This window comes from Actinoalloteichus caeruleus (assembly GCF_049311605.1).
Lineage (GTDB): Bacteria > Actinomycetota > Actinomycetes > Mycobacteriales > Pseudonocardiaceae > Actinoalloteichus_B > Actinoalloteichus_B caeruleus.
The window spans coordinates 1,466,875-1,482,529 of the sequence record NZ_CP186005.1; the positions used below are offsets into that span (position 1 = coordinate 1,466,875).

14 protein-coding genes are annotated in these 15,655 nt (G+C 68.6%); 3 read left to right on the forward strand and 11 right to left on the reverse strand.

Annotation, left to right across the window (positions count from 1 at the left end):
- Positions 1–294 precede the first annotated feature (294 nt).
- Positions 295–792 (reverse strand): hypothetical protein, encoded by a 498-nt coding sequence (locus ACOJVX_RS06610; RefSeq protein WP_418153393.1) that lies wholly within the window; start codon positions 790–792, stop codon positions 295–297.
- Positions 793–1,783: 991 nt separating this feature from the next.
- Between ACOJVX_RS06610 and ACOJVX_RS06615 the strand changes: the two genes are divergently transcribed.
- Positions 1,784–2,956 (forward strand): helix-turn-helix domain-containing protein, encoded by a 1,173-nt coding sequence (locus ACOJVX_RS06615; RefSeq protein WP_418153394.1) that lies wholly within the window; start codon positions 1,784–1,786, stop codon positions 2,954–2,956.
- Between the two features lie 474 nt (positions 2,957–3,430).
- On the opposite strand, the gene ACOJVX_RS06620 is transcribed toward ACOJVX_RS06615, so the two are convergent.
- Complete coding sequence (locus tag ACOJVX_RS06620) at positions 3,431–5,194, reverse strand: hypothetical protein (RefSeq protein WP_422647331.1); 1,764 nt, start codon at positions 5,192–5,194, stop codon at positions 3,431–3,433.
- Between the two features lie 35 nt (positions 5,195–5,229).
- The gene (locus tag ACOJVX_RS06625; RefSeq protein ID WP_422647332.1) at positions 5,230–5,967 is read right to left on the reverse strand and encodes an AAA family ATPase; all 738 of its coding nucleotides are present in this window, start codon (positions 5,965–5,967) and stop codon (positions 5,230–5,232) included.
- Positions 5,968–6,628: 661 nt separating this feature from the next.
- Between ACOJVX_RS06625 and ACOJVX_RS06630 the strand changes: the two genes are divergently transcribed.
- The gene (locus ACOJVX_RS06630) at positions 6,629–7,834 is read left to right on the forward strand and encodes an IS110 family transposase (protein WP_035274619.1); all 1,206 of its coding nucleotides are present in this window, start codon (positions 6,629–6,631) and stop codon (positions 7,832–7,834) included.
- Between the two features lie 171 nt (positions 7,835–8,005).
- Here the strand turns inward: ACOJVX_RS06630 and ACOJVX_RS06635 are convergent, their stop codons facing one another.
- Positions 8,006–8,176, reverse strand: a complete 171-nt coding sequence (locus ACOJVX_RS06635; RefSeq protein ID WP_422647333.1) for a hypothetical protein — start codon at positions 8,174–8,176, stop codon at positions 8,006–8,008.
- Positions 8,177–8,989: 813 nt separating this feature from the next.
- Between ACOJVX_RS06635 and ACOJVX_RS06640 the strand changes: the two genes are divergently transcribed.
- Complete coding sequence (locus tag ACOJVX_RS06640; RefSeq protein ID WP_418153398.1) at positions 8,990–9,397, forward strand: winged helix-turn-helix transcriptional regulator; 408 nt, start codon at positions 8,990–8,992, stop codon at positions 9,395–9,397.
- A 36-nt stretch (positions 9,398–9,433) separates the two neighbouring features.
- Here ACOJVX_RS06640 and ACOJVX_RS06645 read toward each other — a convergent pair whose 3' ends face one another.
- From ACOJVX_RS06645 to ACOJVX_RS06675, 7 genes are all read right to left on the reverse strand, one after another.
- Positions 9,434–12,238 carry a transcriptional regulator gene (locus ACOJVX_RS06645; protein ID WP_422647334.1) on the reverse strand — a complete coding sequence of 935 codons (2,805 nt, stop codon included), beginning with the start codon at positions 12,236–12,238 and terminating at the stop codon, positions 9,434–9,436.
- A 19-nt stretch (positions 12,239–12,257) separates the two neighbouring features.
- The gene (locus ACOJVX_RS06650) at positions 12,258–12,647 is read right to left on the reverse strand and encodes a hypothetical protein (RefSeq protein ID WP_418153401.1); all 390 of its coding nucleotides are present in this window, start codon (positions 12,645–12,647) and stop codon (positions 12,258–12,260) included.
- 83 nt (positions 12,648–12,730) lie between these two features.
- Positions 12,731–13,231: a TadE/TadG family type IV pilus assembly protein gene (locus ACOJVX_RS06655; protein WP_418153402.1), complete on the reverse strand. Its 501-nt coding sequence runs from the start codon at positions 13,229–13,231 to the stop codon at positions 12,731–12,733.
- Entirely contained in the window at positions 13,221–13,679 is a 459-nt protein-coding gene (locus ACOJVX_RS06660) for a TadE family protein (protein WP_418153403.1), read from the reverse strand. The genes ACOJVX_RS06655 and ACOJVX_RS06660 overlap by 11 nt, the downstream gene beginning before the upstream one ends.
- 2 nt (positions 13,680–13,681) lie before the next feature.
- A complete protein-coding gene (locus tag ACOJVX_RS06665) occupies positions 13,682–13,876 on the reverse strand; it encodes a hypothetical protein (protein WP_418153404.1) in 195 nt (64 codons plus the stop codon).
- 24 nt (positions 13,877–13,900) lie between these two features.
- Positions 13,901–14,785 (reverse strand): type II secretion system F family protein, encoded by an 885-nt coding sequence (locus tag ACOJVX_RS06670; RefSeq protein WP_422647335.1) that lies wholly within the window; start codon positions 14,783–14,785, stop codon positions 13,901–13,903.
- On the reverse strand, positions 14,782–15,654 hold the full coding sequence (locus tag ACOJVX_RS06675; RefSeq protein WP_418153431.1) for a type II secretion system F family protein: 873 nt from the start codon (positions 15,652–15,654) through the stop codon (positions 14,782–14,784). Before ACOJVX_RS06675 ends, ACOJVX_RS06670 begins: the two co-directional genes overlap by 4 nt.
- Between the last annotated feature and the right edge of the window lies 1 nt (position 15,655).

Here is a 15,655-nt window from a genome sequence, read left to right on the forward strand (position 1 = left end):
TCAGGGCGGAAGCGGTAACCAGGGTTCGCAAGGTGCGTGCGACCGGTCGCTCGGCGGAGCCAGCTGGAAGGTTCGTCGGTCTCGCGCAGGCGTGGCCGGGGGCAAGCGGCGAGCTCATCCCGTGGTGGCCAGGTGAGGCGCTCGGCACGACTGGAGGATTCTGGTCGGGGCCCTGCGGTGCTCCAGTGATCCCGTCCCTGCCGCCGTGTGGTCCGTCAGGGCGTACGGCCGACTCGGGCTGGTTCGAAGGGCTTGGTCAACGAACCGCACGTCCCTCGACTTGGTGGCGACCGTTCAGAACGGTGCCTCGTCTGGGTACGAGCTGGCGCCTGAGGGCGCGGAGTCCCAGAGGGCGGCGGGGCGTGCCTGCTCCAACGCAGCTTGCTCCGCCCGTTCCTTCCGCGTCTTGGGAACGTCCGGCATCGGCGAGTCGTCCACCGCCTGATTCCAGTACTGGTGAAGGAGCTCAATGTGAGTGCCCGGGGGCGGTGACCATCGATCGTTCTCGTCGGGGTCGTCCGCGTCGTTGGGATCCACGTCGGCGAGTTGGCAAAGCGCCAGGAAGATCACCTCGACGGTTTGCCACGCGCCGATCTGTTCGCCTCGCAAGGTACGGCGAACCGTCTCGTGGTTGGCCGTACCGGTGCGCCGATCGTCATCCCACGCCTCGATCACCTCCGCGATCCGCCTCGTCGTCGGCCGTCGGGCGGCGACGTAGAAGCGCCAGAGGAGATCGACGAGGGGTTGCCGCGAGGCGGGCACGTTCGTCGGCTTGGTCAGGCGTGGCGGCATGGGATCGATCCCTTCACGACTCCTGACGAATCCTACTGAACCCGTGCTGTTGACCAGCGTTTGCCTCGCGAAGACTGGCTTCTCCAAGGCTTCTACTCGATCACCCCCAGTGTCGTCTCGCGACGAACAGCACTCCTTTTCGCAGGTCAGGATGGTTACGCGGCGCCAGTGGCGCGCCGCCCGTGCCCGACAAAGTTGGGGCGGTGAGAAGAGCGTCGCCCCGCTCACCGGGCTGGAATCCATGTCGGCGGGGCGACGCGAGCACGAAGGAGAACCGATGAGGCGACGTCCCTCGTCCACCCATCATCGCGCAGTCGGGAGCCGCCGCGGCTCGGCCGCCTTGGCCGCGACCGCCGGGCTGGTTGCCCTCGTGATCGTGCTCCCGCACGAGAAGGCTGTGGTCGTAGCGGGCATTGTCACGGCTGCGGTGACCAGCGTTATCCCCGCCTGGCTGAACGAGGGCAGGCCGAGCAAGCAGAGCACCCGCCGTCGTTCGTCCGGTTTGAAGTAGCAGCCGGGCGAGGTGTGGAGGCGCCGTGCGCTGGTCAACGCGCCTCCACACCGAAGTTCGGGGGTTTCGGTGCGCCCAACGAGGACTACGATCTCCTCACGCCCGGCCGCGTGAGTTGCCGTGCCGGAGCAACTTGTACACGGCCGCCGCGAGGGCGTTGGGCATGCTCGTGACCGGAACGGCGGCTGCGGCCGGCTGGTGCCCCTCGGCGCGGCTCGTACAGCCATCCACAGAACCCGCATCCGCCGTGCCACAGCATTGGCAAAGCTCAGGGTGGTCCGCTGTCGCCGTAGGGGCACCTCCTAGGAGTGATGTAAGGGCGACGTGAACGGTCCTTGATAATCGTCGTGGCGGGCTATGGTGGTCGGACCTGGGCCGAGCACGGTTGCCTGATGGAAGCTTCGGCCAACCAGGGAACTAAATCGGCAGGGAACGTCCAAAGCGGACGCTGTAGTCCGCCGGCGTCGGAAGGTCACTCGAATGGTTGAACACCGGATGGGGCTTGCTCGGGCCCGGAAGGCTGCTGGATACACACAGGAGTCCTTGGGGGAAGCACTAGGGGTCCACTGGACGACGGTACGCCGCTGGGAAGCGGGAAAACAGAATGTGCAGCCGCATCGCCGCGTCAAGTTGGCGCAACTCCTCGGTGTTGACCTCGGCCAACTCGATAACTTGTTGCACGCGGGAACCACCGCACTTCCCGTGGCTGTCGGGTCTGATGTCCCAGCAAGTCAGGGCTTCATGCCCAGCATCTCGACTGGTAGTGCCGTAGTTGATTCTGTTCGCGCGACGTCGCGACACCTCATAGGGCTTGATGTCAGTTTGGGATCACGAGCCATCGCGGATTTGGCGACAATGGCTGCAAACTCTGCGAATCACCGGATGATGCGAGAACCTCTGGACTCAAGAACTGAAAGGGACCTGCGTGCCGCTGTTGCCGAGCTTTTCGAGGTCGCTGGCTGGGTCGCGTATGATGGTGAACGCCAAAACGAGGCACGCGAGATGAACGAGAAGGCGCTCGTGCTTTCCAGTCTGGCTGGTGACCGAAAGATGGAGAACCTTGTCAAACTCAACATGAGTATGCAATCGAATCATGTTGGAAGATACGGCGAGGCCATCGCTGTCGCTCAGTCGATTATCGATTCAAAGGTATCCTCACGTGTCCACGCAATGTGCCTCATCAGGCAGGCGCGCGCATACTCGAAGCTTGAGGAGCGAATGGCAATAAAGCTAATAGCGCAAGCGCGCAGCTACTTCCTGGATGGCGTGTCGGATCATGATCCGGAATGGGCATGGTGGATCGACGGACTGGAACTGGAAGGTCAATACGCCTGCGCGCTCATAGACCTTGGGCAACCAGGTGATGCTGCCCCGATCCTGTACGAGGTTGTGCATGCCGTCGATCGGTCCGTCCAGCCGAAGTACCGCATCATATGGTGGGTTCGACTGCTCGAGGCGCTTATGAAGATCGAACAGTGGGAGGATGCGGAAAAGGCGCTTCGACGTCTTTACGATGATTCGGGAAATATCGGTTCGACTCGGGCTATCAATTCGCTCCTTGGTGAAACTCGAAGAATTGCTTCCATTGGTTCCTCGAAAATTCCTTCGGCAATTCGGGACATGTCCGAACTGATCAATGCCAAGTTTGCGTAGCCTTCGCGTCGAGCGAGGCTCACCCCTCAGCTGCGGGGCGACCAACGTGAACCCTGACCTTTGAGCTGGTCGTTACCAAGCATGGAGGTCGGCGGCTATTCCCTGCGGACCCAGCAGGAAGTTGACCTCATCAACTACCCCGCAGTGATCGCGGCCCGGTGACGCCGATAGCGCTCGTGTTCCACGGTGAGTAGGTCGGGACCCGGACGAGATGGCGTACGACGGCGCGGCGCGGCTGCGGTGATGGGGCGCACCCGAGTAGTCGGGGCGTTGCCGTGCGGCTGGTCCTAGCGCCCGTCGGGGCCAGGTTCATTCCGGCGATGGGCAAGGGTGTGGCCGTCCTCGCTGATGGACCCGGTGGCACCGAACACGCTCCGACCCTGTCGGAATGCGGCCTCGAGGGGACCCGTGTGGTCGGTCCCGACGAGGCCGGACGCGGCGGGACGCCGTTCGGCCGCCCCGCCGTCCGGGTGGTCACCGTGTGGCTCGCAAGGCCTTGGTCGCGGCGCGCCCGATCGCTTGCGCCGTGTTGATGGGGTTCGTCATGACGTGGACGGTGGCGCCATCGAGGGGGGCGTCGTAGGTGCCGGTAGCCAGCCACAGGACGCCGCAACCTGTTGCGCGCAAGCGGTCGAGGTGCCGTTGGCCATCCCGGCGTGGCTGGTCCCGGTACTTGCCGTCGGAGATGATCACGAGGAGGCGGGCGGCGTCGGGCCTTGACAAGCCGAGGGCCCCGTCAAGTGCGGGGATAGCGACGTCGATGGCTTCCCAGTCGTCCCGGGTGTCGAATTGGGTGACGGCGGCGGGTGCCGTGCCGGGGTGGGTGATCGGGCGTACGTGCTCACCGAAGATCACGGTGGCCGTGGTGGCGGGTACTCGGGTGTGGTGGGCGGCGTGGGCGAGGATCCAAGCGGCGGAGGCGACCGGCGCGGCGAAGGCGTACATCGACCCGGACACGTCACAGGCGATGCCCAGTCGCAGCGGCGGGGTCGGCACGGTGGTGCGGGTGGTGCGGGTGAACGGCTCAGCGGTGGGGATGGCCCCGGCAGCACGTTGGGCGGCGGCGGCCAGTGCGCCGCGCATCCGCAACCGGCCCGGCGGAACGGCCGAGGTTGTCTTCGAGGCCACCCGATCACGGGTGCCGGCCGTGCTCAGCGCCCGTGCCAGCGTGCGAGCGGCGGTGCGTTCGGTGGTGGTCGGGGGACGGGTGCCGGTCAGGCGCGTGTGCCGGTCCGTCGTGCCGCCGGGGGCGGCGAATACCCGCTGGGCGACCTTCTCGGCTGTCCCGTCGGTGGCGGGCTTGGTGGCACGGGCGGCGCGTGTGGTGGGTTCGGCCGGGGCCTCCGCCCGGGCCACGGCGCGCGTGATCTTTCCGACTGCCTCCGTGATCGCGTCCGACAGCGGTGTGGGCCCGTCGGTGGCGGTTTCGCCACCCGGGGTACCCGGCGCGTGGGGGGCGGAGGTCCCGGGGGCGGGTGGCGTGCGCGCGGTGGGGTCCTCGCCAAGAATCTCGCACCACCGACGGCCCAACTCGATCATGGTCTCGCCGTCGTCGTCGGCGACGTCGAATATCAGGTTCCATACCGAGCGCAACTGGTACAGGACCTCCTTGCCGAGGATGGTTTCGACCGTGCGGCGGACGGGGCGAACCTCGATGGGGGTGAGGACCCCGGCGGGAACCCGTGCCAGCAGTAGAGCGGCGGCCTTGGCGGCGTTATGCCGGCTCATCGTGGGGTCATGCGCGGGGTCGGCGGCGCGCATGTCGTTCAGGATGATGTTGGTTACCGAGGCCCGCAACCAGTGCCAGTCGCGGGGGCGCCGCAATATCTGGGCGGCTTCGATGCGGGGCTCCTCCAACAACTGGGCGGCCATGACGGCCCCGGGGGGCGCGCCGTCCGGTGGGTGCCAGGCGCTGTGGCGGGCGTGCGCGCATTCGTGGGTGAGCAACCCCCACACGGTGGCGTACCGGGTGCGGTCGCTGACCAGGTGTGGGCGGGCGGTGGCGGGGTCAACGGCGCCGAGGTGGGTGCCGTCGACCTCGATTGACGCTTGGGCCCGTAGGTAGCACGCCGGAGCACCGTGACCGGCGCCGGGCGCGATGGTGACGACAAGGTCGTCGCGTTCGGCGATCACCGGGACCTCGGCGGTCATGGCGGCCGACAGGGCCATCCAACCGGGGGCGGCGGGAAACACGGCGGTTCCGGTCGCGGTCGGGTCGGTGATCAGGTGCGAGGGCATGGCGCGGGTCCTTCCGGATGTGGTGGGGGCGGGGGTCAGATGCGGCGCCCGAGGGACAGGGGGGCGAGGGTCTTGCCGAACACGCCGCACACCACCGAAGCCACGGTGTCGCGGTCCTCTTCGGGCGCGGACCCGATGAGGTTCCCGGCGGCGGCGTCGACGCCGAGCACGTCCGCGATCTTGTGAAACGAGATCAACTCGCGCAGTTGCGGCGCCCAACCGATTTCCCCGGCGGCCTGCCGGTTGGCGAGGTTGCGGGCGGCGCGCACGGCCCGGGCGTCGATCTTGAGCTGGGTGGCCAGGTCGTAGTCGGTGGAGACCTGGATCTGCACCGAAAACCGGGACGCCAACGCGTCGGACAACACCGCGCCGTGTACCCCGGGGTTGTGCCCGGCGACGGTGTAGAAGCCGGGGGCGGCGTCGACGGTTTCCCCGCCGTTGGCTTTGATCACGATCTGACGGCGGCCGTCCATGGCGGGGTAAACCACGGCGAGTACGGTCGGCGGGATCAGGGTGGCGTCGTCGATGAACAGGGTCCGGCCCTCACGCATTGCCCGGACCAGGGGGCCGTGGACGAACACGAACCGACCGTCGGGGGTCTGGGTGTACTCGCCGACCAAGTCGGCGACCGTGGTGTCACCGTCGCCCTGCACGGTCACCAGGTCCCCGAAGGCGGCCTCTACCACTGATGTCTTGCCCGTTCCGGGCGGGCCGTACAACAACGCCGATACCCCGGCCCCGCGCAGCTTTCGCAGCGCGGTCACGTCCGGCATGCCCGCCACGGTGCGCGGGTGGTAGAGCTGTCCGTTGGGCCGTGCCACCGGACCCGACACCGACACTGGCTCGGGCGCCGCCGTTGCCGCCGGCTGGGCCGATCCCGGTGGGCGTGGCGACCGGGACCGTTTCCGGCTTGTCGGCGACGTGGCCGGAGGTGGGGTAGTGGCCGTGGCGGCGCCGGCCGTGGTCGCCGTCGCGCGGTACCGCAAGGGCGCGTCCGAAACTTGCTCAGCTTCACCCCGGCTGGCCAACACGGTCAGCGCGTTACCGACGGCACCCGATGACCGGCCGAGCGTGCGGGCGACCTCCCCTGGGGTGAAGGCGCGGCCCGGGGACCGGGTGAGCGCTTCGGCGACGAGGCGACGTAGTTCACCGCTGCGCAACCGGGGGCCGGTGGGTCCGGACGGTGGGGATGGCGTGGTCATGGGGCAGTCCTTATCTTCTAAGTCGGGTCTGTTCTGGTCAGTCGTAAGATCGGGAGGGCCCGGGGACTTCGGGTGTGGCTGTCATGTGGTCGCCGTTGGTGTGGCTTGAAAGGATTGGCCGCCCGAGGTCCCGCGACGACTCGACCGCTGATTGGGATGAGCGAACCGATCGCTGCATAAGGACGTGCCGGCGAGGTCGTCTGCCGGGTGTTCCGCACGAACGACGACGGAGGTGGCCGTGCCCGAACTCTGGGCCGGCGTGGACGCGGGCAAGGCCGCGCACCACTGCACGGTGATTGATACCGACGGCACGAAGGTGCTTTCCCGCCGGGTCGCCAACAACGAGGCCGACCTGTTGGAGCTGATCGGTGACGTACGGGCTTTGGCCCCGGACGTGCTGTGGGCGATCGACCTGAACTCCGGCGGGGCCGCGCTGCTGATCGCATTGCTGGTCAACCACGGACAGAAGCTGCTCTACATCCCCGGTCGCACCGTCCACCGCGCCGCCGGCACCTATCGTGGGGACGGCAAGAGCGACTCCAAGGACGCCTTCGTCATCGCCGACCAGGCCCGGATGCGCCGTGACCTGCACCCGGTGACCGCCGGCGACGAGATCGCGGTGGAGTTGCGGATCCTCACCGCCCGCCGCTACGACCTGGCCGCCGACCGCACCCGGGCGATCAACCGGCTGCGCGCCCAACTGCTGGAGTACTTCCCCGCGTTGGAACGGGCCTTCGACTACAGCACCTCCAAGGCCGCCCTGGTCCTGCTCACCGGCCACCAGACCCCCGCCGCACTGCGTGAGCGCGGCCGGGAACAGCTCGCCGACTGGCTGCGCGCCCGGAAGGTCCGCAACAGCGCGACGGTCGCCGCCGCCGCAGTCGCCGCCGCCGAAGCCCAGTTCACCACCGTCCCCGGAGAGATGACGGCCGCGGCCATGGTGGCCCGGCTCGCCAAGGGGGTGATGGCCCTCGATGACGAGATCGCGGAGACCGACGCGCTCATCGAGGGCCGGTTTCGCCGACACCGTCACGCCGTCGCGGTCCTGAGCATGCCCGGCGTCGGGCCCCTGCTCGGAGCCGAGTTCATCGCGCTGACCGGCGGCGACATGGCCGCGTTCGGCAGCGCCGACCGGCTGGCCGGTGTCGCGGGCCTGGCGCCGGTGCCCAAGGACTCCGGACGAGTCCGGGGCAACCTGCGCCGGCCACGCCGCTACAACCGGCGCCTGCTGCGCATGTTCTACCTGTCCGCGCAGGTCGCCGCCCGCTGTTGCCCGACGTCGAAAGCCTTCTACGACAGGAAAAGGCGCGAAGGCAAGGCGCACAAACAGGCCGTCCTCGCGCTGGCCCGCCGACGCCTGAACGTGTTGTGGGCACTCATCCGCGACAACCGCGCCTTCCAGACCGGCACGCCGCAACCCGAAGCCGCAGCGGCCTGACGAGCTCACGGCCCGACACCTTCACCGCTTGACAACTTCATTGGGAATCCTTTCCTGATCCGGCCGACGTGGTGGCCGGCGGTCGTTGGTCCCGGGGTGGGGCGTCAGCCCTTCCACCCGAGGGGGACAACGGCAGGGGTGGGGGTAACCGAGGTAGTCGCCGGCCGCGGTCTACGACGGTTGGCCAATGGGTTCGTGGCCGTGGTTGGTCGCGGCGGAAGCGACACCGCCGACGCCGAGCTCGGGTGGCAAGCCGGGCGGGGCCGCCAGCCGAACCGGCGCCTCGGGATCGGATTCGTGGAGGTCCCTGATCAACTGGTCAATGGTGTTGACCGGTTCCATGGGTACAGGTCCTTTCCGGTCGGACGTTTTCAGGTAGCGACGGCGCGGCGGTTGGTGAGGAATGCGGCGGGAATCTGGGCAGGGGTGAGCTGGGACAACGGGCGGGGGATTGGGGCAGTGAGGGGCGGGATAATTAACCAGGGTTCGCGCGTGGTTGTAATTGTGCGAGTAGTGTGCCGTGGAAGGCCGGGTGCACTTTGGGTTATTCCGTTCCCGGTGACAATTCAAAGATAGCTCGATGGCCGTACGGATGCAATGCCAGGAAGCGCGTTTTTCAAGACTCTTTGCGTCGCGATTCGCAGAATGCGGTTGGTGTTTCGGTGTTCGACCGATTCGTTGCATGAGTTGGCGGGATTCACGTTGTCGCTGGTGGTGGCCTTCACCATTGACGAAATTGGGCAAACGAGAATGTCGATGCGGTTCTTTCTCTTTGTTTCTGATTGGGTGGTGGAGGGAGTGGAATTCGCGGCCTGGGCGGTTGGTGGAGGTGCAAGTGTCGTTGCCTGGGCCGGGGCGTTCCGATGTGCTGACATGCCTGTGGGCATAGGAGTCTGGGAGTCCGCTGGTACCCCCGTCCGTCGGGGTGACCTGGGGTGTCGGCGAGGCATGGGGGTGTCACTCCAGCGGGCAGCCCGATTGGTACCCCGATCGGTACCCCAGCTGGGCCTCGCCGCACGTGCCGCTATCCCTCGTTCGCGCTCGGCGCCGAGGCTCGTGTGGCGGGGCGCGGGTACCGGGGGCAGGATGACTCGTCCCACTCGGGGCCCTAGGCGCCGTGGGTGAAGTCTCAGGATGGCGTGCGGGGAGGTGGCGATGGAGGCGACCGACGAGGAGTTCCTGACTCGCTGGTATGAGGTGCGGTCGTTGCTCGGGGACAAGTGGGTCCCCGCGGTGCTCCTGGTGCTGTCCGCCGGCCCGCTGCGGCGAGTGGAAATCCTGTCCACGATTCGCTCGTACCCGTTGAGTGTCGAATGGTCGGAGAAAGTGTCCGTCCTGCACGATAGCATTCTGACGAAAGTGTTGAAAAAGTTGACTGACGAGGGTCTTCTGCTGCGGGAGCAGAAAGAAGAGGTGTTCCCTCCGTATGTGACGTATGCCTTGACGCCGGCCGCGCGAGAATTTGTCTCCGCGATGGGGGTGCTCGTGGAGTGGGCGCGTCGTCACGAGGAGGTCATCGCTCGGGCGCACGCGATCCGCTGCGGCGGTCTCGACCCCGTCTGACTCGCCGGACGCGAACGACCTCGCGCTGTTCTGCGGTCACTCGGACTTGCGGTGCTGCAGCTGTTCGGCGAGAACGCGGGTCTCCGATGTAGGGGCATCGTCAATCTCAGCGAGGCTGGTGGTGAGCAGAGCCAGGGTGCGGGGAATCGCCTCTGGGCGGGACAGGCGGCTTTGCAGGCGCATGATGTCGCGGTAGAGAAGCTCGTTGTGAGGGTCGGCCGCACGGGCGGTCTCCAGCAGCTCCAACGTCGTTGCCGGGTCCTGGGTGACGGTGGCACGGGCGAGGGCGGACACCGCGTCCAGGGCGTCGCGCCGACAGGATTCGCGCAGTGGTTCGAGCCAGGCGACGTTCAGGTCCTCGGCGAGCGGCCCCGGATATCGGCTCATGATGTGCCGGTCGGCAGCGAGCCGTTCGCGGTCGCTGACTGCTTCCCGGCGGGCGACGACCGCTTCGGCGAGGTCGTGGTAGTCGACACTGATCACTGTGGGGTCGAGGTGGTAGCGGTCCGCGTTGGTGACGACGGGCGATACGACACGTCCGCCGGTCGCCTCTCTCAGAGTCTTGCGCAGCCTGGTGAGAGCGGTGTTGAGGGCGTTGGTCGGCCGTTGGGGCGGCGCGTCAGCCCATAGCGTACGTACGAGCAGGCTTCGGGAAACGCCCTGGGGGTGCAGAGCGAGGAACGTCAGCAGCTCCCACTGCCGCGGGCGAACGACATCGCTGAGGTCAACGATCCCCTCCTCCGAGTCGTTGTGGTGGCGATGCCACCACAACGACAGCTTTCCCAGGATCGTCAGCGCCAAGGGAGGTATGTGACCTGGTGAGGTGCCCCGCGAATGAGGCTCTTCTGCGGCGTTGACAGCCGGCGACATCGAGTTCGCGCCCCCCAGGGAGGGAACGGACGCATCGGGTTCGGTGAGCGCGGCCGTGACCTCCAGGTGGTCCTCGGGTTCGCTCAAGCCCGCCTCGCTCGCGTTGGCGGAGGGAGAAGGGCCGGGCTGGTCGCTTTCGCTCTCTTCCACGTCGAGACCGAGTCGTTCCTGCTCGGTACCGGCGGCCGGATCGCCGTGCCCGCTGGGTGCGTCCGCTGAACCAGGGACGGTGTTCGTGGCGGGTGCGGCGTGCTGCAGCACGTTGAGCAAGTCGACGGTGGCGGTGTCGGGAAGGTGGAACATGTGGGCGTCGAGCAACCGCCGTGCCGGGCCGCGGTTGGTCGCGGTGACCAACCCGTCGGCACGGACGTAGACGGTGGCACCGGCGGGCCACGGGCCGAGCAGCAGGCCAACGACGGCGAGGCTGGTGCCGTTGTCCAGTACCGACTGCAGCCGTCGAGTCGCGGTTTCGGAGATGCGGGCGACGATTACCTGGCACGGCCATCCCTCTGGTGGGGTGGGAGTGCGCAGGCGACGCAGGAGCTCGGCCTCGACCAGGTCGAGAGCGGCGTCCAGGTCGGCGGCGACGTCCAGGTTCGGTATTCGGTTGAGGTCGGAGTGCGTCCTGCCAAGCAGCTCGTCGAGGTCCTCGGCGGGCACGACGATTCGTGTTCCGGGGGAGGGGGCAGCGGCGAGCAGGGTGACCAGCACGGCGCGCAGAGCGGCGCGTGCCCCATCACCGATCAGACCGAGGCCGTGAGTGACCGCGAGGTCGACCGCGATCTCCCGTCCCTCTCGGGCACCGAGGCTGAGGGCTGACGGGTCTCCTGTGGGAGCGGCTGCGTTTCCCCCCGTTCCCGGTCCGACGATCGGGGGAGGGACCTCGGAAGGTCCGAGCAGGTCGCCGGCCAGATCAGGGTGCGGCTCGTCGTCAGCTGGCTGGCTCTCGCGGAGGTGGGCGAGGTGCAGGTCGTAGACCACCGGAGCGGCGGGCAGCGACTGGTCCCGTCGGCCGCTGCCGGGTCGGTAGCTCTGTCGGTGTCGCCGTGCCAGAAGCAACGCGGCGCTGACTGCTGCGGCGAGAGCGGCGCCGACGAACATGGAGGGTCCCGATCCCGAGGAAGGGCGCTGAGCGGGTGAATCGGTGTGTCCTATCTCGGGAACGGCAGGGTTGGTTGGTGACGTCGGACGCTGGGAGGCAGTCGGCGTCGGGGTGCTCGGTGGCGCGGATGTCCGCTCGTCCGCCGCTGGGGCTTGTTCCGCCGGCGCGGGTTGGGTGGTGGGCAGAAGGAGTTCCTGGCCGGGGTGGATGAGGCCGGGGTCGGTGAACGTGCCGCCGTTGGGTTGGGGGCGTCCGTGGTTGAGGTGGTAGATGTCGGGCCAGCGGGCGCCGTCGCCGAGCGTGCGACGCGCGATGCGCCACAGCGAGTCGTGCACGCCGTCGCGAGGCGCCTCGACCACCACCGTCGTCGGAACATGAGACGCATTGGTTGCTTCCTGGCTTCTCCCGGCCCCCGATGGTGGCAGGTCGGGCTGGTGGTCGGCAGGGTTGCCCGTGCTGGTGGTGGGGACTGTGACTGTCGCGGCCAGGGTGGTCGGTGACGTCGAGTCCAGGCGTTCGCCGGACAGGGCCAGGGTGAGCAGCCCGATGAGAACGGTCGCAGTCGCCTGCACTGGTGAACCAGGGTTGTGGTGGAGCCGTCTGTAGCGCAGCGCGTCGAGGGCACCGCGGCCCAGGTAGGTGACGAAGAAGGCCCAGCCGACCCAGCACAAGCAAGCCAGCAGGTCCAGCAGCAGCGCGGGCGTCATCGCCATGCGCAGCACGTCGGGAAACTCCGCCGAGGTCGGAAGCCCCGTGGGCAGCGGCCACCCAATCCCGGCGATCAACGCCCAGGGTAGGCCGATGAGCAGCACGGCCAGCCCCACAACAGCGACCGCACCGGCCGTAACTCTTACGACGAACCTGCGCACCCGGCACCCTCACCCGTTCTCACGGTCCTGGCGCGGATACGTCGGACACGGGCTCGGCGCTGCCCTGGCCCCGCACGGGGATCTCACCGATGCCGACCAACGACAGCATCCGAGCCTGGTGCGTGGCGTGGACGGCGACCTCCACCCGCTCAGCGGAGGCGGTCACGGTGCCGGTGGCGTCGATCTCGCGCAGGTAGGCCTGCGCCTGGGCTACGGCCCGCGCCGCGTCGAGTCGAACGTGGCCCTGCTCGCGGTAGGCGGTGAGGTCCAGGGCCTGAGCGCCGGCACGGGCCGCGGCCTGCGCTTGGCCGGTGGCACGGACGTTCGTGGCGAGTGCGAGTCCGCCGTCGAGCGCGAGACCTGCCACGAGGAGAAGCGCGGCGACGAGGGTGACCACGAATGCCGTCACCTGCCCATCCTCGCGTCCCCACCAGGATCGCCACCGATGGCGGAGGCGTTCCCACCACGTTGGCCGTGCGTGTCGCCCCCGGCTCATCGGCGTGCCTTCGCCGAGCTCGACCTGGCGGCGCGCCAGGTGTCGACGACCTCGGACGCGGTCGCCGAGAGTTCCCGCGTCCCCGGGACGCCGAGCATCAGCGCGTCGCCGAGGTCGACCTGGCACGCCACCCGGGTTCGTACCGTTGCTCCGGGGATGAGCTCACCGGTATCGACGTCGACGCGCACCGCCACGCAGGCCACACCCGACGCGGTCACGGTGGCCTCGGCAGCCGACCGGGCTGCCGCCTGCGCCGCAGGGCCGCTGCGTTCGATGCTGGCGGCCCGCGCCGCCTGGTGCGCGGCGTCGTCCAAGCGCAGGCGTGCTGTCACACCCCGATGGACGACCACGGCCGTGAACAGCAACAGCATGATCAGAAAGGGCAGGACGAGGGTGACCTCCGCCGCCGCTGCCCCTGCCTCCGCCCGCCACCAACGGCGAGGCTGAGTTCGCCCCGGCTGAGCAGGAGGTTGCTTCGTGCGGGTGTCAGTGGTCATGGAATGCCTCCTCGCGAGGTAGGGCGAGGGTCGTGGTGAGGCGTTCGACCGGCCCGCTGGTCGTGGCCCGGACGGGCAGTTTCAGCCCGGGCACGACGCTGCTGGCGTGGCCGGTGATGTGCGCGGAGGCGGTGTCGGGGCCGCGGTCGATGTCGATGCGGATGTCGGTGAGGCTGGCCGAGCCGAGGGCGTCGAGCAGCCGAGCCGCCTCGTCGTGTCCCTGTTGCGCGGTCCCGTGGTGGACGCGGGCGGCGGCCAAGCCACGGGAGGCGGCGGCCTGAGCGAGGTGGGTGGCGTGCGACCACAGGCCAGCTTGCACGATGACCAGGAGCACGAACATGAGCAGCGGCGTGGCGATGATCAGCTCCAACGACACCGCGCCGCGTTCGCCGCGCAATGCCTCCCGGGTTCGGCGACGCAGGCGACACGTCAGGGGTGGGGTGCTCATGGTCAGGCGCCGAAGTCGATGCTGGTGACCCGGTTCATCACAGCCACGGCGAGCACGGCCAACACGGCGATGGCCAGTGCCACCAGCAGCGCGGTGACGACGACGGTCTCGGTGGAGTAGCCCCCTTCGGGGTTGTCGTCGTGCAGGGACCGCCAGCGGTCGCGCAGGTCGCCGAACAGGGTGGTCAGGTAGGTCACATGGGGTGTCTCCGTTTCGGTTGGTCAGAGTCCGGTGAGGACGTGGGTCAGGGCGGGGTAGCCGATGAAGACGAGGAACCCGAGGAACAGGGCCATCACCGGCAGGGACATGCGTTCGGTGGCGGCCTGCGCCTGCCCTTCGGCCGTGGTGAGTTGGCGGGTGCGCAGGGCCTGGGCTTTGGCGGCCAGAGAGGTGCGGACTCGGGCGCCTTCGTGCCCGGCCAGTGACACGGTGGCGGCCAACTCGACGAGATCGGTGACGGCAAGGTCCTCTCCGAGGCGTCGGAGTGCGTCCCAGGGCGTGGTCCGAGTGAGGTGGGCGCGCGCTAGTGCCCGGCGCAGGCGGGTGAATGCCCAGCCGTCTCCGATGGCGGCGCAGTCGTGCAGGGCGCTGTCGACGCCGGCGCCCCCGCCCAGGGTGATCCAGACCAGGTCCAGGTAGGCGGCCAAGGCATAGCGGAATTCCTCTCGTCGCCGCGCCGCGTCCCGCCGCACCCGTAGGTCCGGTACCACCCAGCCGAGGATCCCGAACGCGAGCCCAGCTGCGGCGGGTACAGCCCAGGGCAGGGGCGCGTCCAGCAGCGCGAGCAGCAGGCTCAGCAGCCCCGGTAGCAGGAGCCCGAGCACGCTCAGGGCGGCCTTCTCCGCCAGGTGCGTGATCCGCGGAATGTCGAGGACGGCCAGGTCCTCGTCGACTTGTGGGCCGGGAATTCGCACGCGCGACAACAGGGGAATCCACGGACGACCGAGCGTCCCCACCCAGCTGAACTCGGCGCTTACTGAGGGTGGCCTGGCTGGGGCGGAGCGGTGCAGCAGTGCCGCCAGGCTCGGACGCGGGGGGAAGAGCCAGACCACCAGCATCGCCAGGCCCAGCCCGAGGCCCGCCCCGAGCAACATCGGGCCGATCACGAGGCCACCGCCGGAGCGTCTGTCGTCTCGTGCTGGTTGGTCCGGGTGAGAACGCGGGCGGGTTCGACGAGGGTGGCGATGCGGGCCAGCCAGAGGAACCCTACGGAGAACAGTCCGCCGATGCCGAGCAGGACGAGTTGGCCGCTGGTGGTGTCGTAAGCGGTGAGGTAGTCCCTGTTCAGGGCGACGAGACCGAGAGCGAATCCCAGCGTGGTGCCGACGATGACGCGCACCGAAGTGCGGGTGCGCGCGCGTCCGGCCTCGATGCGCAGGCGCAGCGACACCTGGTCGCGGGCTGCGGTGGCCAGGGACCCGAGCAGCTCCCCAAGCCGGCGGGTCTGCTGACGGGAGGCCGAGATCAGCGAGGCGACGACCAGATCCGCGGTCGGATCACCGAGCTCCTCGGCGAGGAGCCGCAACGCCGGGGCCAGTCGGTCTCCGGCGCGCAGCCGGTCGGCAAGTCGGCCGATTTCCCTGCGTACTGGAAGCGGGGCCAGGTCGGCGGTGGCCAGAATTGCCTGTTCGAGTCCGGCGGCGGCCGACAGGGTGTCGCGCAGCATCTCCGCCCACGTCGCGATGCCCTCGATCCGCGCGACCCGCTGTTGTCGGCGCGCGCCACCACCAAGAAGACCGGGCAGGACCCAGCCGGCCAGTCCGGCTAGCAGCCCGGCGGCGAACCAGCCGGTGCTCACCGCGGCCACCAACCCGGCCCCCACCGCCACCGCGAGTCGCCGCAGCACACTTCCCTTGATGTCGAGTGACTTCGTAGCCGGGCCGCGTCGTGGGCTGTCCGTGCCACGCCAGCCGGTCAGGAGCAGGACCATTCCGAGACCGGCGGCCACACCGAGCAGCGCGGACAACACGGTCATC